We start from the raw sequence: 19,343 nt of genomic DNA, 5'->3' as shown, positions 1-19,343 counted from the left end.
GGCTACCTTGTTAAACTCATTTAAACTTTCGCTTCAATACATTCTGCCGAAACTGTGGCTCACTCGCCTGGCGGGCTGGGGCGCAAGCAAACGAGCGGGCTGGCTGACTAAGCTGGTAATCGATCTGTTCGTGAAATATTACAAGGTCGATATGCAGGAAGCGCAGAAGCCGGATACGGCAAGCTACCGCACCTTCAACGATTTCTTCGTCCGCCCACTGCGCGATGAAGTACGCCCCCTGAACACTGACCCGAACGTGCTGGTAATGCCTGCCGACGGCGTGATCAGCCAGTTGGGTGCTATCGAAAACGACAAAATTTTGCAGGCTAAAGGCCACAACTACAGCCTGGAAGCCCTGCTGGCCGGTAACTACCTGATGGCGGATCTGTTCCGCAACGGGACCTTTGCTACCACCTACCTGTCGCCACGTGACTACCACCGCGTGCATATGCCGTGCAACGGTATCCTGCGCGAGATGATCTACGTACCGGGCGATCTCTTCTCGGTTAACCACCTCACCGCGCAAAACGTACCGAACCTGTTTGCCCGTAACGAGCGCGTTATCTGCCTGTTCGACACCGAGTTTGGCCCAATGGCGCAAATTCTGGTGGGTGCGACCATTGTCGGCAGCATCGAAACGGTCTGGGCGGGCACCATTACGCCGCCGCGTGAAGGGATCATCAAACGCTGGACGTGGCCTGCGGGCGAAAGCGAAGGTTCCGTGGCGCTGCTTAAAGGTCAGGAAATGGGCCGCTTCAAGCTCGGCTCCACCGTTATCAACCTGTTTGCGCAGGGTAAAGTGAAGCTGGTAGAGCAGCTTGAAAGTCTGTCCGTGACCAAGCTCGGCCAGCCGCTGGCGGTATCAACAGAGCCCTTCGTCACCACGGATGCAGAGCCTGCGCCACTGCCAGCAGAAGAGATTGCCGCCGAACACGAAGCCAGCCCACTGGTCGACGATAAAAAAGACGTAAGCTAAGCAAAAGGTAAACTGACGTGCGCCTGATTATCACTTTTCTGATGGCCTGGTGCCTCAGTATGGGGGCCTACGCAGCGACGGCCCCCGATACCAAACAAATCACGCAAGAACTGGAGCAGGCAAAGGCGGCAAAACCCGCCCAGCCAGAAACCGTAGAGGTGCTCCAGGCTGCGCTGAACGCCCTTGAGGAGCGTAAAGGCTCCCTTGAGCGTGCCACGCAGTATCAGCAGGTTATCGATAATTTCCCCAAACTTTCGCAAACCCTCCGCGCGCAGCTGAGCGATATCCGTGAAGAGCCACGTCAGGTGCCCGCGGGCTTAACCTCTGACGCGCTCAACCAGGAGATCCTACAGGTCAGCAGCCAGCTACTGGAAAAAACCCGCCAGGCGCAGCAGGAGCAGGAGCGTGCCCGGGATATCGCCGACTCGCTGAATCAGCTACCACAGCAGCAAACCGACGCCCGCCGCCAGCTCAATGAGGTTGAACGCCGGGCCGGGGCGCAAACCGGCAATACCCCCCTTAACCAGGCACAGAATCTCGGCATGCAGGCGGAGTCCGCCAGATTAAAAGCCCTGGTGGATGAACTGGAGCTGGCGCAACTCTCGGCTAACAACCGTCAGGAGCTGGCCCGTATGCGCTCTGAGCTGGCGAAAAAGCAGGGTGAGCAGCTGGACGCTTATCTTCAGGCGCTGCGCAATCAGCTGAACAGCCAGCGCCAGCGTGAAGCTGAGCGGGCGCTGGAAAGCACCGAGATGCTGGCGGAGAATAGCGAGAACCTGCCGTCCGGCATCGTGGAGCAATTCAAAGTCAACCGGGAGCTTTCGGCCGCGCTTAACCAGCAGGCGCAGCGTATGGATCTGGTGGCCTCGCAGCAACGTCAGGCAACCAGTCAGACCCTGCAGGTGCGCCAGGCGCTGAATACCCTTCGCGAACAGTCCCAGTGGCTGGGTTCGTCGAATCTGCTGGGCGAGGCGCTGCGCGCTCAGGTTGCGCGTCTGCCCGAGATGCCAAAACCGCAGCAGCTGGATACCGAAATGGCACAGCTGCGCGTACAGCGACTGCGCTTTGAGGATCAACTGAATAAGCAGCCCCAGTTGCGCCAGATCCACCAGCCGGATGGCAAGCCGTTGACCGCCGAACAAAACCGGATTCTGGAAGCCCAGCTGAGAACGCAGCGCGAGCTGCTGAACTCTCTGTTGCAGGGCGGCGATACGCTGCTGCTTGAACTGACCAAACTGAAAGTATCGAACAGCCAGCTGGAAGATGCGTTAAAAGAGGTCAACGAGGCGACCCACCGCTATCTGTTCTGGACCTCGGACGTGCGCCCCGTCTCCTTCTCCTGGCCGATTGATATTGTTCAGGACCTGCGCCGCTTGATTTCGCTGGATACCTTCAGCCAGCTTGGCAAAGCCAGCATTATGATGCTCACCAGCAAGGAGACGATTTTCCCGCTGCTGGGGGCGCTGATCCTGGTCGGATTCAGCATTTATTCGCGTCGCCATTTCACCCGCTTCCTTGACCGCTCCAGCGCCCGTGTAGGCAAGGTGACGCAGGATCATTTCTGGCTCACGCTGCGCACGGTTTTCTGGTCGATTCTGGTTGCCTCACCGCTGCCGGTGCTGTGGATGACCCTGGGTTATGGCCTGCGCGAAGCCTGGCCTTACCCGCTGGCGGTGGCGATAGGTTTCGGGGTAACGGCTACCGTGCCGCTGCTGTGGGTGGTGATGATCTGCGCCACCTTCGCGCGTCCGAACGGGCTGTTTGTCGCCCACTTTGGCTGGCCGCGTAATCGCGTGGCGCGGGCCATGCGCTACTACCTGATGAGCATCGGGCTTATCGTGCCGCTGATTATGGCGCTGATCATGTTTGATAACCTCAACGATCGGGAGTTTTCCGGCTCGCTGGGTCGCCTCTGCTTTATGCTGATTTGCGGTGCGCTTGCGGTGGTGACGCTGAGCCTGAAGAAGGCCGGGATCCCGCTCTATCTCGACAAAGAGGGTAGCGGCGATAACATGGTCAACCATATGCTGTGGAATCTGCTGCTCGGCGCCCCGCTGGCGGCGATCCTCGCGGCGGCCGTCGGCTATCTGGCCACCGCTCAGGCGTTGCTGGCGCGTCTTGAGACCTCGGTAGCGATCTGGTTCCTGCTGCTGGTGGTCTACCACGTGATCCGCCGCTGGATGCTGATCCAGCGCCGTCGCCTGGCCTTCGACCGGGCGAAAAACCGCCGGGCCGAAATCCTCGCCCAGCGTGCGCGCGGTGAAGAGGAGCCACCTCACATGCTCAGTACCGAGGGGGCAGTAGAGGTAGATGAAACCGAGCTGGATCTGGATGCCATCAGTACCCAGTCACTGCGGCTGGTACGATCCATCCTGATGCTGATCGCCCTGCTCTCCGTTATCTTCCTGTGGTCGGAAATTCATTCGGCGTTTGGCTTCCTGGAGAACATCACCCTCTGGGATGTAACCTCGACGGTACAGGGCGTGGAGAGTCTGGAGCCGATTACGCTCGGCGCAGTCCTGATTGCCATTCTGGTCTTCATCATCACCACCCAGCTGATCCGGAACTTCCCGGCGCTGCTGGAGCTGGCCCTGTTGCAGCATCTGGATTTGACCCCAGGAACCGGATACGCCATCACCACCATCACCAAATACCTGCTGATGCTCTTTGGCGGGCTGGTGGGCTTCTCGATGATCGGCATTGAGTGGTCGAAGTTGCAGTGGCTGGTGGCTGCGCTCGGGGTGGGGCTCGGGTTTGGTTTGCAGGAGATCTTCGCCAACTTTATCTCCGGCCTGATCATCCTGTTTGAAAAGCCGATTCGTATTGGCGATACCGTGACGATCCGCGATTTGACCGGGAGCATCACCAAAATCAACACCCGCGCTACCACCATCAGCGACTGGGACCGCAAAGAGATCATCGTGCCAAACAAGGCGTTTATCACCGAGCAGTTTATTAACTGGTCGCTGTCTGACTCCGTCACGCGTGTGGTCCTGACCGTGCCGGCACCGTCGGATGCCAACAGCGAAGAGGTAACGCAGATCCTCTACACGGCGGCCGAGCGCTGCTCGCTGGTGATCAGCACCCCGGAGCCGGAAGTGTTCCTGGTGGATTTACAGCAGGGGATCCAGATTTTCGAACTGCGTATTTACGCGGCGGAGATGGGCCATCGTATGCCGCTGCGTCATGAGATCCACCAGCTGATTCTGGCGGGCTTCCGTGAACACGGCATCGATATGCCGTTCCCACCGTTCCAGATGCGCCTGGAAACGCTGGATGGACGTAAGACGGGAAGAACCTTGACGTCGGCGGCGAAGCAGCGCCCGGCGGGGAGTTTGTAGTGCAAATGCCGGGTGGCGCTACGCTTACCCGGCCTACAAAATCCGTAGGCCCGTGCAAGCGCAGCGCCGCCGGGCAAACAACATCTCAGGCGCGATCTACGGTAAACGCAATCACATCACCCAGTTGCTCGGCGCCCAGCGCCAGCATCACCAGACGATCGACACCCAGCGCCACACCGGAGCAGTCCGGCAGGCCCGCTTTTAACGCACCCAGTAAGTTGTGGTCGATAGGCTGTTGCGGCAGGCCGCGTGCGGCACGCTTGCGGTTATCCTGTTCGAAACGCTGTTGCTGCTCCCGGGCATCGGTCAGCTCATGGAAACCATTCGCCAGTTCAATACCTTTAAAGTAAACCTCGAAGCGCTCCGCCACGCGGTGATCTTCCGTGCTGATTTGCGCCAGTGACGCCTGGCTTGCCGGGAAGTGATAGACGAAGGTCGGACGATCTTTGCCAATCTGCGGCTCAACACCAAAGGTAAAGAGCATCTGCAGCAGCGTGTCGCGATCTTCTTCGGTATCGGCAATATTGCTGAGATCCAGTTTCGCTGCCGCTTCACGCAGTTGCGTTTTGTCAGCCGAGAGCGGATCAATCTCCAGATGACGCTGGAAAGCCTGCTGATAAGAGAGCGTTTCCGCTTCCGGGCACTCCAGCACCTGTTGCAGTAGGTCGTCCACCTCGTTCATCAGGCGGTACATGTCATAGTGCGGACGGTACCACTCCAGCATGGTGAATTCCGGATTGTGATGACGCCCCATCTCTTCGTTGCGGAAACTGCGGCACAGTTGGTACACCGGGCCACACCCGGCTGCCAGCAGGCGTTTCATATGGTATTCCGGGCTGGTCATCAGATAGAGATTCATCCCCTGAGAGTGACCAGGGCCAACAAAACGGGTTTCAAACGGCACCAGATGAATATCCGTGACCGTCGCCTGACTCATGCAGGGCGTTTCCACCTCCAGCACTCCGCGGTCGGCAAAGAAGCGGCGGATCTCCGCCATAATTGCAGCGCGTTTTAACAGATTGGGGATGGATGCGCTCGGCTGCCAGGTGGCCGTTTCGCTCATGAGAATTTCTCCGATTTCAGACAAGGGGACGAAGTCTACTCGCAACCCAGGGCGGAGACAAATTTTGCCCAATGAATTTTAGGGTTTTCATAACCTCCAATAATTACGTGACGCAATTCATCAATTGCAGTGATAAATGAAGGGAAATAACCGCAAAAAAATCGAACACGTCAAATTTCCCTTCTTTCCCTGCGGCTATACTGCGTTACCCATAAAGGAGCAGTGGAATCGCCTTCGCATTTGCCCTCCTGGGCCCTGCACTACCCAAGGGTAGTCGTGATGCGAATATCAAAAATCTGGAGGAATGTCGTGCATACCTTTCAAGCCGATCTTGCCATTATAGGCGCTGGCGGAGCAGGATTACGCGCAGCGATAGCTGCAGCCCAGGCTAATCCGAACGCTAAAATCGCCCTGATTTCAAAAGTATATCCTATGCGCAGCCATACGGTTGCCGCCGAGGGGGGATCCGCCGCCGTCGCGCAGGATCATGACAGCTTTGATTATCACTTCCACGACACGGTGGCCGGCGGCGACTGGCTATGCGAGCAGGATGTCGTTGATTATTTCGTTCATCATTGTCCGACGGAAATGACCCAGCTTGAGCAGTGGGGTTGTCCGTGGAGCCGCCGGGATGACGGCAGCGTCAACGTGCGGCGCTTCGGCGGTATGAAAATTGAGCGTACCTGGTTTGCCGCCGATAAGACCGGCTTCCACATGCTCCACACCCTGTTCCAGACGTCACTCCAGTACCCCCAGATCCAGCGCTTCGACGAACATTTCGTCCTCGATATTCTGGTCGATGACGGCCAGGCTCGCGGCCTGGTGGCGATGAACATGATGGAAGGTACGCTGGTCCAGATCCGCGCCAATGCCGTGGTGATGGCGACCGGCGGGGCCGGGCGTGTCTACCGCTATAACACCAACGGTGGCATCGTGACCGGCGACGGGATGGGCATGGCGTTGCAGCACGGCGTTCCGCTGCGCGACATGGAGTTTGTACAGTATCACCCGACCGGCCTGCCGGGTTCCGGGATCCTGATGACCGAGGGCTGCCGCGGTGAAGGCGGTATTCTGGTCAATAAAAACGGCTATCGCTATCTGCAGGATTATGGCATGGGCCCGGAAACCCCGCTTGGCGAGCCGAAGAACAAATATATGGAGCTTGGCCCGCGCGATAAAGTCTCTCAGGCCTTCTGGCATGAGTGGCGCAAAGGCAACACCATCTCTACCCCGCGCGGGGATGTGGTCTACCTCGATCTGCGCCACCTGGGTGAGAAAAAACTGCTGGAACGTCTGCCGTTCATCTGCGAACTGTCCAAAGCCTATGTCGGCGTCGACCCGGTTAAAGATCCGATTCCTGTGCGTCCCACCGCACACTACACCATGGGCGGTATTGAAACCGATCAGCAGTGTGAAACCCGCATTCAGGGCCTGTTTGCAGTGGGCGAATGCTCCTCCGTTGGCCTGCACGGGGCTAACCGCCTGGGTTCAAACTCGCTGGCGGAACTGGTGGTGTTTGGCCGTCTGGCCGGGGAGCAGGCCGTTGCGCGCGCCGCTGCTGCTGGTGAGGCGAACGGCGCCGCGCTTGATGCGCAGGCAGCCGATGTCGAGCAGCGCCTGAAAAATCTGGTGAATCAGGAAGGCAGCGAAAACTGGGCGAAGATCCGCGATGAGATGGGACTCTCTATGGAAGAGGGCTGCGGAATTTACCGTACGCCGGAGCTGATGCAGAAAACCATCGATAAGCTGGCTGAGTTGCAGGAGCGCTTCAAACGCGTGCGGGTGACGGATACCTCCAGCGTCTTCAACACCGATCTGCTCTACACCATTGAGCTGGGCCACGGGCTGAATGTGGCCGAATGTATGGCGCACTCCGCCATGGCGCGTAAAGAGTCGCGCGGCGCGCATCAGCGTCTGGACGAAGGCTGCACCGAGCGTGACGACGTGAACTTCCTCAAGCACACCCTCGCTTATCGCGATGCGGACGGCACGACCCGTCTGGACTACAGCGACGTGAAAATCACCACGCTGCCACCGGCGAAACGCGTTTACGGGGCAGAAGCGGAAGCAGCCGATAAGAAGGAGACGGCGAATGGCTGAGATGCAAACCCTGAAAGTCGAAGTGGTGCGCTATAACCCGGAAGTGGATAGCGCCCCGCACAGTGCTTTCTATGAAGTGCCTTACGATGAACAGACCTCCCTGCTGGATGCGCTGGGCTACATCAAAGACAATCTGGCGCCGGACCTGAGCTATCGCTGGTCCTGCCGTATGGCCATTTGCGGCTCCTGCGGCATGATGGTCAACAAGGTGCCGAAGCTGGCCTGTAAAACCTTCCTGCGTGAATACCCGAAGGGCATGAAAGTCGAAGCTCTGGGGAACTTCCCGATTGAGCGCGATCTGGTGGTCGACATGACCCACTTTATCGAAAGCCTGGAAGCCATTAAGCCGTACATCATTGGTAACCCGCGCACGCCAGACCAAGGGCCGAACAAACAGACCCCGGCGCAGATGGCCAAATACCACCAGTTCTCCGGCTGTATCAACTGCGGTCTGTGTTATGCCGCCTGCCCGCAGTTTGGCCTGAATCCGGAGTTTATCGGGCCAGCAGCCATTACCCTGGCGCACCGCTACAACGAAGACAGCCGCGATCACGGCAAGAAGGAACGTATGACGCAGCTGAACGGCCAGAACGGCGTATGGACCTGTACCTTTGTCGGCTACTGCTCGGAAGTCTGTCCGAAGCATGTCGATCCGGCCGCCGCGATCCAACAGGGTAAGGTGGAAAGTTCGAAAGACTTTCTTATTGCCACCCTGAAACCACGCTAAGGAGTGCATGATGACGACTAAACGCAAAGCCTATGTACGGCCGATGCCGTCCACCTGGTGGAAAAATCTGCCGTTTTATCGCTTCTATATGCTGCGTGAAGGCACGGCAGTACCGGCGGTGTGGTTCAGTATTGAGTTGATGTACGGCCTGTTTGCCCTTAAACACGGTCCGGAAAGCTGGGCCGGTTTCGTCGGATTCCTGCAGAATCCGATTGTGGTGATCCTCAATATCATCGTACTGGCGGCGGCGCTGTTGCATACCAAAACCTGGTTTGAACTGGCGCCAAAAGCAGCAAATATTATCGTGAAAAACGAAAAACTTGGGCCAGAGCCAGTCATTAAAGGACTCTGGGTGGTGACTGCGGTAGTAACCGTGGTGATTCTTGGCGTAGCCCTGTTCTGGTAAGGAGAGCACCGTGATTAATCCAAATCCAAAACGCTCCGATGAACCCCTCTTCTGGGGGCTTTTTGGCGCAGGCGGCATGTGGTGCGCCATTATCGCGCCGGTCATTATTCTGCTGGTAGGCATTATGCTGCCGCTGGGGCTCTATCCTGGCGATGCGCTGAGCTACGAGCGGGTGCTGGCCTTTGCCCACAGCTTTATTGGTCGGGTATTCATCTTCCTGATGATTGTTCTGCCGCTGTGGTGCGGTTTGCACCGTATCCATCACGCCATGCATGACCTGAAGATCCACGTGCCTAACGGTAAATGGGTGTTCTACGGTCTGGCGGCTATTCTGAGCGTCGTCACGCTGGTTGCCGTCGTCTTTATGTGATCTCTCCCCCGCTCTCCCGCCTGCCGGTGGGAGAGCAAAATTCCTGACAGGTTCTACACTTAACAAAAATCCTGTAAGGATATTCCTATGCGCATCCTGCCTGTCATCGCCGCAGTTACCGTTGCGTTTCTGGTTGTTGCCTGTAGCTCCCCTACCCCACCCCGGGGCGTGACGGTCGTTCGTCCTTTTGAAGTCCAGCGATTCCTTGGTACCTGGTATGAAATTGCCCGCTTTGACCACCGTTTTGAACGTGGACTGGAAAAAGTGACGGCGAATTACAGCCTGATGCAAGACGGGGGAATTCAGGTGATCAACCGGGGCTACAATCCTGCACGCGGCATGTGGCAGAAGGTGACGGGCAAGGCGTACTTTACCGGCGCGTCTGATACCGCAGCGCTGAAAGTCTCCTTCATAGGCCCCTTTTATGGCGGCTATAACGTGATTGCGCTGGATAAAGATTACCGGCATGCGCTGGTGTGCGGGCCAGATCGTGACTACCTGTGGATCCTCTCCCGCACACCGACGATTTCAGATGAGGTGAAACAAGCGTTACTGAATTCCGCAACGCGTCAGGGATTTGATGTCAGTAAGTTTATCTGGGTTGAGCAGACCCATTAATGGGTGCTGAGCTTCAGCCCGATAATACCGGCAACAATCAATGCGAGACTGGCGATACGCGCCAGGCTCGCGGACTCGCCCAGCAGTAAAATCCCGGTTATAGCTGCCCCTACCGCACCAATCCCCGTCCATACGGCATAAGCCGTGCCCACCGGCAGCGAACGCATGGCCCAGGAGAGCAGCACGATGCTCACAATCATGGCGGAAACGGTAATCACGCTGGGGGTGAGGCGCGTAAAGCCGTGGGTATATTTCAGGCCGATGGCCCATACCACTTCGAGTAAACCGGCAATAAAAAGAATGATCCAGGACATATGAGGCTCCTTAACTTAAATAACAGTCTGGGGCCGTCCCCGATGAAAGAAACACTTACAGGTCGTCCTGTAAGGGATAGGAATTTCCTATTGTGAAGAGCCTGAATTCATTTTTCAACTCGTTTGTTTTATTCAATAGTTGAGATATTAAAGCCAGGAAATAGACGCAATTCGCTGCGAAATTCAGTCATTTATTACTCATCCGACTTCTTTATGATGAGGCTCTTCCTGATAGCAGGAAGCGACCCTACTTTGCCAATTGCGAAATAAAATGTTCAAAATTCTCTTGATTGACCGGTGTCATTACACCCGTAAGGGCCTGGAAATGTGGATCAATCATTCAGGGCTGTTTCCTTCACCCGTGTTGGTGACGGGCCTTAACAATCTCTATCTTGCCAGAGAGCATATTCTGCAGTGGAAACCGGCGCTAGTCATCGCTGATTTTCAAGGCTTTATGTCAGATATTCAGCACATCCAGCAGCTTTCTTCGGTGATGAGCGCCAGTGAAACCATACCTTTCATTTTGCTGCATTCCGAAGAACATCCTGAAATGTCAGCATTTTTAGATACGTTCCCATTATGGGCATCGTTGTCTAAAACGGTCCGGCTGGAGATGCTGGCACAGACGGTTAATAAAGCCTTAGCCGCGCAGGAAGTCAGTGAGCAAGGGCCCGTCGCGACGCCACTATTAACGCGCCAGGAGGAGAAGGTGTTAATGCTATGGATGGAGGGTGCCAGCAACCACATCATTGCCAGCAAACTGAGGATTCATGGAAAAACGGTTTATACCTACAAGCGCAATATTCGGATGAAATTGCACATGGATACCCGGTACTCGCCGTTTCTGTCACTGCCCTGAGCGGTAAACTGAGGGTACGGCGATTGGATATTCAGCACCGTACCGCCCAAAATTACGCCTGTGCTTTAGTTCTGTGCTTTAGTTGCTGCGCCAGAAATCGCGCTGCCGCCAGAGGAGATATCCTCACCGACGCCGCGAGTGGTATTACAGGCGGTTAATACAGATGAAAGCACCAGGACAGAAAAGATCGCTACACATGTTTTCTTAAGCATAATGTCTTCCTTTTTTAGGCAAAGTTATTGTGTACAGCAACATAAGCATAGCCAGGATCCCGACGAGTGACGGAAAAGGAAGAATTTTTAGGAAAAGTAGAAAGTATCAGGAGGCGGCGTGCGAAATTGCGTTACCCAGGCTTTTGATATCTTCCCCAACACCACGGGCGGTGTTGCAGCCGGAAAGCAGAGCGCTGGCAATCATTGTCATCAGGATAATTTTGAGTGGACGCGACATCTTCCATGACCCTTCTTTAGAATGGTAAGGCGCAGCAGAGTGCTGCGCCCAACATCCCGAAATGAATTACTTCACGCGAGAAACGTATTCACCAGAGCGAGTGTCAACTTTGATCACTTCGCCAGTCTGGACGAACAGTGGAACTTTAACCACAGCACCGGTAGAGAGTTTAGCTGGCTTGCCGCCAGTACCTGCGGTGTCACCCTTCAGACCTGGATCGGTTTCAACGATTTCCAGCTCAACGAAGTTTGGTGGGGTCACAGCGATAGGCTGGCCGTTCCACAGGGTCACGATGCACTCCGCCTGATCCAGCAGCCATTTCGCGCTGTCGCCAACGGCTTTCTCGTCAGCAGAGAGCTGTTCGAAAGTAGAGTTATTCATGAAGTGATAGAATTCACCGTCGTTGTAGAGGTAGGTGAGGTTCATATCAACAACGTCTGCGCCTTCGGCAGAGTCGGTGGATTTGAAGGTTTTCTCGATACGGGTACCGGTCAGCAGGCGGCGCAGCTTAACGCGTGCGAATGCCTGACCTTTACCTGGTTTAACGAATTCGCTGGCTTCAACCGCGTACGGTTCGCCATCCATCATGATTTTAAGACCGGCACGAAAATCGTTGCTATAGTAAGTCGCCATAAGGCCCTCTGAAATTGTTAACTGGTAGCTAAGCCACAAAATGGCGCATATTGTAACCCTAAATACCCCGTCCAGAGAAGATTGGTTATTGCAACTTGCCGATGTAATCACCAGTCCTGATGAACTACTCCGTCTTTTGAATGTAGACGCTGACGAAAAACTCCTTGCCGGGCGTGACGCAAAACGTCTGTTTGCGCTGCGTGTTCCCCGCGCTTTTGTTGCGCGAATGGAAAAAGGCAACCCTGACGATCCGCTTTTAAAACAGGTGCTGACCGCGCAGGATGAGTTTATCGCCGCCCCCGGCTTCAGCACCGATCCCCTTGAAGAGCAGAACAGCGTGGTGCCCGGTTTACTGCACAAGTACCGTAATCGCGCACTGTTACTGGTTAAGGGCGGCTGCGCGGTAAATTGCCGGTACTGTTTCCGTCGCCACTTCCCCTATGCCGATAACCAGGGGAACAAGCGTAACTGGCAGACGGCGCTTGATTACATCGCCGCTCATCCGGAGCTGGATGAGATCATCTTTTCTGGCGGTGACCCACTGATGGCGAAAGATCATGAGCTGGAGTGGTTAATTACGCAGCTGGAAGCGATCCCGCACATCAAGCGGCTACGCATTCACAGCCGTTTACCCATTGTGATCCCGGCACGTATTACCGATGAGCTGACTCACCGGCTGGCGCGTTCTTCGCTGCAAATCTTGCTGGTCAACCATATCAACCATGCCAACGAGATTGACGATACGTTTCGGGCTGCAATGGCAAAACTGCGACGTGCTGGCGTGACATTACTCAATCAAAGCGTTCTCCTGCGTGGTGTGAATAACAGTGCGGCAACGCTGGCCGACCTGAGTAATGCCCTGTTTGATGCCGGGGTAATGCCCTATTACATCCATGTACTGGATAAGGTGCAGGGTGCGGCGCACTTTATGGTCGATGATGAAGAAGCGCGCGCCATAATGCGTGAATTGTTAACCCTGGTGTCCGGTTATATGGTGCCTAAGCTGGCGCGTGAGATTGGGGGGGAGCCCAGTAAGACGCCGCTGGATTTGGGCCTGAAGCAGCGTTCCTGAGCCTTCTTTCGGCCGTAACAAATACCGGTAGCCCCCTATCTCCTTTCAGAAGTATGGGGGCTGGCTGAATATTATTAAAAAGGACCCATCATATGAAACAGTGGGCAATATCCGTTGATGCTATCTTCACTTCAGCAAAAAAGTTTATGAAAGGTTCGGAATTGGGGTTTGCACTAATAGGCAATAGTAAGAAAGTGCACTCCCACAACCTGCAGCCTCAAACGTAACACCATCCGACGCACGCTCCACCCCGTTAAAAAGCGGGATCTCATGCTTTGGGTTTTTAAAACAGTCACATTAACACTTGGGATAAATAATAAAAAAGATCCTCACAAGCTTCTATAAAATCATTCCCCCTTCATTTAAATGAAACATATTATTATATTAGCTACTGTCATAAACCCCATTAATACAAGTGTTAAAAATGACAGTTTTACTGAAAGCTTTGATATATTATATGAATAACCCTCCATTTTTTTCTTTGGTAGTCCCGTTTGTATTGCTAGCAACTGACTTTTATTTACATCCTGAATAATTCTCTTATGAAGAATTTGATCCCCAGAACTTGCCTTCTCGTCTGGAGGAAGCATTTTGATTACCGTTCCTTCAGAAATAACAAAACCACGTCTTCTTACCGTTATAATTATTTCGTTATTGAGCCCGGCTCTGATTAAAGATTTCCTGAGGAGTGAAATGTTTTGGTAAAACGTATTTTCTGAAACCACCACTCCTCTCGCATTCCAAACCTCATCCAAAAATTTCTCACGCGAAATCACTTTTCCGGAACTATCAAGTAATAGCTGCAAACATCGCGCTGTAGGCGCATTTAAGGTCACCGTAACACCATTATCCGTTAATGACTGAAGTTCACTCTTATTCACATTAAATATAACTTTATCATTTATCATGTAAGAATTGAATAACATAAAGAATCTCCCTACCCTTTATTTATGCAAAATAACAATACATCACCAAAAACCATAAACATAAACCATGATAGATACATAACTCTTTGAAAAAAGATACTTTAAACACCAGGTGCATGTGCTTTGGCTTATATGAATGAAGATTATCACATCCAGATAAAAATGATAATTCTGATTTCACATTAACCATCTCCTTCTTCACCTTGGCTAAACACAATATGAATCACCATTGCGAAAGTAAAATGATGAAACATTCACATGCTTTTTTTGGAGAGAACATTTTTAATTTATGTAGCTTCCACCGGGCAACAGTATACGTGTTTCGAACACGATTTGTGCTTTATGGAATGGCAAGCAAGTAACTATAGTGTCAACCACGTTAGTATTAATAAAAATTGTTATTAGTATTAGTTATTATCTTAATAACGATAACCGTAAGGCTGGCAACTATTTAGGACCCTAGTACTTTTAAATGGATTAAACAAATGAAAAAAACAATCGTAGCTGTAATGGTTGCTGCTTCTGCAGTTGTAAGCGCACAGGCTCTGGCAATTAACAATGCAGAAGTGACTGTTCTTGGTGAAGTTTCTGACTCCTCTACTTCTTGCGTCGTGACTCCGACTGGTACCCTGAACAACGGTATTGTTCGTCTGGCTACTGTCACCACAAGTGAAGCAAATGGACAGGCAGCAAATACTCTGTTTAAAGCACAGAAGTTCGGTTTTGAAGTTAAAGACTGTGCTCTGGGCAGCTCGAATGCTTCCAACGTAAATGGCCTGACCGTTGCCGTAACCGGTACTACCAGTTCAAGCGCTGACATCCTGGACAATATTGCAGAAAACGGCGCTGCTGGTATCGGCATTGGTATTCAGAAGGTTAGCGATGGTTCCCGCGTATCCTTCGATGGTAATGTTATGAATGAATCTTACACGGCTGGTAAAGTGACCTATTTGAACTATACCACCGGTTATGTAAAAGTTAACTCAACAACTTCTGTCACTGAAGGTCCGGTTAAAGGTGTAGCAACCTTTACTATCGATTACACCACCAAGTAATATCCTTTTAGAGCTTGGGCGTATGCGCTCAGGCTCTCTCTGTTTGAGAAATCCGTATGCTCAGAACTATTCTATTTATCGTTAACCTGGCGTGCACATTATTAGTAAGTAATCTCGCTCATGCTGGCATTGTAATTGAGTCAACTCGCTATCTTTACAAAGAAGGTTCGCGTGAAATCACCGCACAAATTGAAAACAAAGATGACATGCCTTATTTAATTAAATCATGGGTTGAGACTCCGGCAGGGAAATCACCTTCATTTCTAGCCACTCCTCCGTTGTTTCGTCTGGAAGCTAAACAGCAAAATACGGTACGTCTTTTTGCTACAACTAAAGTTGATGCACCAGATGACCGCGAATCTTTATTCTTTTTCAACGTGATGGCGATTCCCCCTTCTGATAATACCTATGCTAATAATAACACCATTCAGCTTGCAGTTCGTCATCGTATGCGCCTCATTTATCGGCCGAAATCAATAAATAGTTTATCGCCGAACACTGAAGCAAAAAAACTGGAATGGCGTAAGTCCGGTAAAACCATAACGCTTAAGAATCCTACTCCATTTTTTTACTACTTTAATATGGTTAATCTTGGAAATACAGATATAAACCTTGATGTGAGAACAATATCGCCATTCTCGACTAAGAAAATTGATATTAAAGACATCAATGCATCCAGTATTAGCTGGAAGATAGTAAATGATTATGGCGGAGCAGGATCTTTATACTCTTCACCTTTGTGATAGATGTTAGCAATAAAAAGGGATGTGTCTATGAAAAATAAAAATAAAGGGCTATTAAAGTTATCAACTCTGTGTTTGGCAATGCTTTGTGCGTTGTACCACGAATTAAACAATAAGGCATATGCACGCGATTTCTTTGATCCCGCATTTATTAACTCTGCAAATAATGGCAGTCCCTTAGATATTCCAGATTTATCAGTTTTTCAGAACAGACATGCCCAGGCACCAGGGGAGTACCGTGTAGATATCATCTTTAATGGTCGTTACCTTGAGACAAAAAGCATTAATTTTGTTATTGACAGCAATGCCAACGCTAATGACGACCAACTTAAACTTGCCCCTTGTTTAAGCCTGGAGATGTTATCCAGGTATGGCGTCAAAGTGAGTTCATTTCCCGCTTTACAGGAAAATAAGCAAGGGTGCGCCAACCTTAATGTAATTCCTGATACTGAAACCGTATTCGACTTTGCAACACAGCGGCTTAATATTTCGATCCCCCAGGCTGCGATGTCTACAACCGCTCAGGGATATATACCTCCAGAGCAATTTGATGACGGCATCAATGCGCTGCTGGTGAATTATCAGTTCAGCGGTTCAGAGGATCTTGAGTCCAAGGATGAATATTATAGCCTGAACCTACAGTCCGGGCTGAATGTAGGGGCATGGCGTATCCGCAATCTCAGTACCTGGAATAAAACCCGTAGTGATGAGGGAGCATGGGATTCTGCCTATCTTTATATGCAACGCAGTATCCGTTCACTTAACAGTAATCTGGTAATCGGGGAAAGCTCTTCACTGTCTAACATTTTTGATAGCGTTCCCTTTACAGGCCTGCAATTAGCGACAGATACCAGCATGCTACCAGAAAGTATGCGTGGTTATGCGCCGATCGTACGCGGTATCGCAAAAACCAATGCCCGTGTGGTGATTAAACAGAACGGCTACCAGGTGTATCAGACTTACGTCGCACCTGGAGCTTTCGAGATTACCGACATGTACCCCAGCGGTGGTAGCGGCGATCTCTATGTCACTGTCGAAGAATCCGATGGTACAACACAAAACTTTGTCGTGCCATTTGCGACGCTCCCGCTGATGCTTCGTGAAAAACAAGTTGAGTATGAAATTACCTCAGGTAAATACCGTCCCTACGATAACAGTGTTGATGAAACACCGTTTACCCAAGCCACGGCCAGCTATGGGGCGACCAGTAGTACAACAGTTTATGGGGGAACCCAGTTCTCTTCACATTACCAGTCCATTTCAGCAGGCCTTGGTTATAATCTTGGCGATCTCGGTGCCATCTCTGTGGATGTTATCCAGGCATGGTCAAAAAAACGCGACCAGGAAAAAACATCCGGGCAATCTTGGCGGGTACGCTACGGTAAAAACATTATTGAAACAGGGACTAACATTACCATTGCGGGTTATCGTTACTCTACAAAAGGTTTCAATACATTAACTGATGTGCTGGATACCTATTCTAATGACGGTAGCTACTCAGCTGGCCGCGCACTGCGCAACAGAACAAATTTGACAGTAAACCAAAACTTAGGAAAAGGCCTGGGAAGTTTATCAATCAGCGGACTTATTGAAGATTATTGGGATAATAAGCGCACCAACAAATCGATAAGCATCGGCTATAACGGTGGCTGGAACAGCATTACTTATTATCTCGGTTACAGTTATAACCGCTATACCTGGAATGGCAACAGTTCAGGCAAAGATGCTCAGGACGACCAGCGGGTAAATCTGACAGTAACTGTTCCTCTGAGTAACTGGCTGCCTGGCACCTATACCAGCTATCAGTTAACCAACAGTAATCCCGGCTCAACTGATCAATCTGTCGCTATCGGTGGTATCGGGCTCGAAAATGATAGCCTGGAGTGGAGTATTCAGCAGGGGTACAGCAACCGAGAGGATTACTATAGCGGCGATATGCGCGCAACCTATAACGGCTCACGAGGTAGTATTAACGCGGGTTATAGCTATAATCGTAATAGTCAGCGTATTGATTATGGTGCCAGCGGAAGCGTTATTGCCCATGCTGATGGCCTCACTTTTGGTCAGGATATAACCGACGCTGCAGTTCTGGTAAAAGCACCTGGGTTAAATGATGTAAAACTGACTAACGATGCCACCATTTCTACAGATTATCGCGGCTATGCAATTGTTCCATATGTAACGCCTTACCGCCGGACTGATATTACGCTGGATAGCTCAACGTTGGCTGATAATATGGAATTACCGGAAACAACTCAAACGGTGGTACCCACCCGCGGAGCTATAGTGCGCACAAATTATTCAGGAAAAATTGGGCAGCGTGCTTTTATCCATCTTAAAACAAATGATGGTAAAAACGTTCCTTTTGGTGCCATTGCATTGTTGTTAAATGATATTAGCAAGCAAACTAACATAGTGGGTGATGCTGGCATGGTTTACTTTTCTGGCCTTAAGCAAACCGGTATTCTCGATGTCAAGTGGGGAGAAAGCACCGCTCAGCAATGCCGTGCATCATTTGATTTATCGGCAAGGGAAGAGGGTGTCAGTGGAGTTAATCAAATTGATGCCATATGCCGCTAATGACTTTCAAGGGAGTTGAATTTATGAAGAAAGTATTATTTTTTTTGGGAATTATATTTTGTTATAGCGATGCTATGGCAAAGTGTACTTATGACGGCAGCAGCAAATTATTAACCCTTTCCATATCGCCTAAAATAGCGACCGACCCATCTATTCCGGTTGGTTCGGTATTATTCAGCAAGAAATTTGGTACTGGACATTATAAAACTTTCTCGTGTAGTAAGGTCTTGGGTGATCAGTATATAATTTCATCTACCGCCCCTGAAGTGCCGGGCGTTACTGGATTACAAGGGAAGCCCGTATATGCGACCGGTATTGACGGCATCGGTTTTCAGGTTTCAGATATTTTAGCCAGCAAAAATGGTTCGGTAAAACCTGCAGTTGTGGGATCAACGATAGTACCGATCGAAAAGTCTAATAATGATTATGAATTTATAACGATTTGGTTGATAAAAACCAAATCTGTTATTGACATATCTGGAACAAGTGCTGATGCATCAATCAATTTCTCTGTTGGCAATTTAGTCACTAACCCAAAACCTGCAGAGAGGACTTTAGTCAACGCAAATGTTAAAATCAGTAATATCACTTTTAAAGATAGCTCATGTGATATATCAGTTGCAGGCTCAAGTCAGGTAACACTAAATAGAATTGAAAAAAATACACTTCTATCAGTATCAAGAGGAGGAATAACTCCGGCTCAAAAAACGATTACTATGAATATACTTTGTCCAGCAAACGCGCTGGGTAACAAAGTAACCTATTGGTTCAACCCCATAACAGGAACCAGCGCATATGGTGATGGCATCATTGATAATATGTTAACTGGTGCCAATGCAGCAAGTAATGTAGGCATTATTTTCAAAAAAGATAACAAACCAATCGTTTTTTATGATATGGATAAATACTATATTAATAATGTAACAACATCTCAATCCTTTGCCTTTACAGCAGACTATTATAGATCGAGCAGCAATATCAACGAAATCACCACAGGAAATGTAAAAGCTATACTAGAAGTTGTCATTCAAGAAGAGTAAATAGATCCAAAATTAAAAAAAAGAGATTGTGAAAATCTCTTTTTTTTTAGAAAACAAACGACCATTTAAT

The 19,343-nt window shown here is 50.9% G+C and carries 19 protein-coding genes; 13 read left to right on the top strand and 6 right to left on the bottom strand.

Going from position 1 to position 19,343, the window contains the following annotated elements:
- Positions 1 to 7: 7 nt before the first annotated feature.
- A complete protein-coding gene (gene asd, locus ACOKCT_RS04455; protein WP_159340232.1) occupies positions 8 to 976 on the top strand; it encodes an archaetidylserine decarboxylase in 969 nt (322 codons plus the stop codon).
- A gap of 17 nt (positions 977 to 993) precedes the next feature.
- Entirely contained in the window at positions 994 to 4,317 is a 3,324-nt protein-coding gene (gene mscM, locus ACOKCT_RS04450; protein WP_103177958.1) for a miniconductance mechanosensitive channel MscM, read from the top strand.
- 85 nt (positions 4,318 to 4,402) lie between these two features.
- Here mscM and epmA read toward each other — a convergent pair whose 3' ends face one another.
- Positions 4,403 to 5,380 carry an elongation factor P--(R)-beta-lysine ligase gene (gene epmA, locus ACOKCT_RS04445; protein WP_103177957.1) on the bottom strand — a complete coding sequence of 326 codons (978 nt, stop codon included), beginning with the start codon at positions 5,378 to 5,380 and terminating at the stop codon, positions 4,403 to 4,405.
- Between the two features lie 309 nt (positions 5,381 to 5,689).
- Here epmA and frdA point away from each other — a divergent pair, with 309 nt between their 5' ends.
- The 5 genes from frdA (at position 5,690) to ACOKCT_RS04420 (ending at position 9,601) form a co-directional block, all read left to right on the top strand.
- On the top strand, positions 5,690 to 7,480 hold the full coding sequence (gene frdA, locus ACOKCT_RS04440) for a fumarate reductase (quinol) flavoprotein subunit (RefSeq protein WP_103177956.1): 1,791 nt from the start codon (positions 5,690 to 5,692) through the stop codon (positions 7,478 to 7,480).
- Positions 7,473 to 8,207, top strand: coding sequence for a succinate dehydrogenase/fumarate reductase iron-sulfur subunit (locus tag ACOKCT_RS04435; protein ID WP_103177955.1), 735 nt, complete (start codon positions 7,473 to 7,475; stop codon positions 8,205 to 8,207). The genes frdA and ACOKCT_RS04435 overlap by 8 nt, the downstream gene beginning before the upstream one ends.
- Positions 8,208 to 8,217: 10 nt before the next feature.
- Positions 8,218 to 8,613, top strand: coding sequence for a fumarate reductase subunit FrdC (gene frdC, locus ACOKCT_RS04430; protein ID WP_103177954.1), 396 nt, complete (start codon positions 8,218 to 8,220; stop codon positions 8,611 to 8,613).
- A 10-nt stretch (positions 8,614 to 8,623) separates the two neighbouring features.
- Positions 8,624 to 8,983: a fumarate reductase subunit FrdD gene (gene frdD / locus ACOKCT_RS04425; protein ID WP_103177953.1), complete on the top strand. Its 360-nt coding sequence runs from the start codon at positions 8,624 to 8,626 to the stop codon at positions 8,981 to 8,983.
- An 87-nt stretch (positions 8,984 to 9,070) separates the two neighbouring features.
- The gene (locus ACOKCT_RS04420) at positions 9,071 to 9,601 is read left to right on the top strand and encodes a lipocalin family protein (RefSeq protein WP_103177952.1); all 531 of its coding nucleotides are present in this window, start codon (positions 9,071 to 9,073) and stop codon (positions 9,599 to 9,601) included.
- On the opposite strand, the gene sugE is transcribed toward ACOKCT_RS04420, so the two are convergent.
- Positions 9,598 to 9,915, bottom strand: coding sequence for a quaternary ammonium compound efflux SMR transporter SugE (gene sugE / locus ACOKCT_RS04415; RefSeq protein WP_014882209.1), 318 nt, complete (start codon positions 9,913 to 9,915; stop codon positions 9,598 to 9,600). The two genes, ACOKCT_RS04420 and sugE, sit on opposite strands and share 4 nt — an antisense overlap.
- Positions 9,916 to 10,186: 271 nt before the next feature.
- On the opposite strand from sugE, the gene ACOKCT_RS04410 reads away from it, so the two are divergent.
- Positions 10,187 to 10,774, top strand: coding sequence for a helix-turn-helix transcriptional regulator (locus ACOKCT_RS04410; RefSeq protein ID WP_159340233.1), 588 nt, complete (start codon positions 10,187 to 10,189; stop codon positions 10,772 to 10,774).
- A 65-nt stretch (positions 10,775 to 10,839) separates the two neighbouring features.
- Here ACOKCT_RS04410 and ecnB read toward each other — a convergent pair whose 3' ends face one another.
- The 3 genes from ecnB to efp form a co-directional block, all read right to left on the bottom strand.
- A complete protein-coding gene (gene ecnB / locus ACOKCT_RS04405) occupies positions 10,840 to 10,986 on the bottom strand; it encodes a lipoprotein toxin entericidin B (protein ID WP_103177950.1) in 147 nt (48 codons plus the stop codon).
- Positions 10,987 to 11,092: 106 nt separating this feature from the next.
- Positions 11,093 to 11,197, bottom strand: coding sequence for an entericidin A/B family lipoprotein (locus ACOKCT_RS04400; protein WP_371816544.1), 105 nt, complete (start codon positions 11,195 to 11,197; stop codon positions 11,093 to 11,095).
- A 93-nt stretch (positions 11,198 to 11,290) separates the two neighbouring features.
- Complete coding sequence (efp, locus tag ACOKCT_RS04395; protein ID WP_103822981.1) at positions 11,291 to 11,857, bottom strand: elongation factor P; 567 nt, start codon at positions 11,855 to 11,857, stop codon at positions 11,291 to 11,293.
- Between the two features lie 40 nt (positions 11,858 to 11,897).
- Here efp and epmB point away from each other — a divergent pair, with 40 nt between their 5' ends.
- Positions 11,898 to 12,929 carry an EF-P beta-lysylation protein EpmB gene (gene epmB / locus ACOKCT_RS04390; protein ID WP_103177947.1) on the top strand — a complete coding sequence of 344 codons (1,032 nt, stop codon included), beginning with the start codon at positions 11,898 to 11,900 and terminating at the stop codon, positions 12,927 to 12,929.
- A gap of 362 nt (positions 12,930 to 13,291) precedes the next feature.
- On the opposite strand, the gene ACOKCT_RS04385 is transcribed toward epmB, so the two are convergent.
- A complete protein-coding gene (locus ACOKCT_RS04385; RefSeq protein ID WP_159340235.1) occupies positions 13,292 to 13,855 on the bottom strand; it encodes a winged helix-turn-helix domain-containing protein in 564 nt (187 codons plus the stop codon).
- 485 nt (positions 13,856 to 14,340) lie between these two features.
- Between ACOKCT_RS04385 and ACOKCT_RS04380 the strand changes: the two genes are divergently transcribed.
- From ACOKCT_RS04380 to ACOKCT_RS04365, 4 genes are read left to right on the top strand one after another with little or no spacing between them, the layout of a single operon-like run.
- Complete coding sequence (locus ACOKCT_RS04380; RefSeq protein ID WP_103177945.1) at positions 14,341 to 14,910, top strand: fimbrial protein; 570 nt, start codon at positions 14,341 to 14,343, stop codon at positions 14,908 to 14,910.
- Positions 14,911 to 14,966: 56 nt separating this feature from the next.
- A complete protein-coding gene (locus ACOKCT_RS04375) occupies positions 14,967 to 15,653 on the top strand; it encodes a molecular chaperone (protein WP_159340237.1) in 687 nt (228 codons plus the stop codon).
- Between the two features lie 30 nt (positions 15,654 to 15,683).
- Positions 15,684 to 18,233, top strand: coding sequence for a fimbria/pilus outer membrane usher protein (locus ACOKCT_RS04370; protein ID WP_159340238.1), 2,550 nt, complete (start codon positions 15,684 to 15,686; stop codon positions 18,231 to 18,233).
- Between the two features lie 23 nt (positions 18,234 to 18,256).
- Complete coding sequence (locus tag ACOKCT_RS04365) at positions 18,257 to 19,273, top strand: fimbrial protein (RefSeq protein ID WP_103181015.1); 1,017 nt, start codon at positions 18,257 to 18,259, stop codon at positions 19,271 to 19,273.
- The last annotated feature ends 70 nt before the right edge of the window (positions 19,274 to 19,343 follow it).

The organism is Leclercia sp. M-A074-M (assembly GCF_965195605.1).
Lineage (GTDB): Bacteria > Pseudomonadota > Gammaproteobacteria > Enterobacterales > Enterobacteriaceae > Enterobacter.
This window is presented reverse-complemented; position numbering and strand designations above follow the sequence as displayed.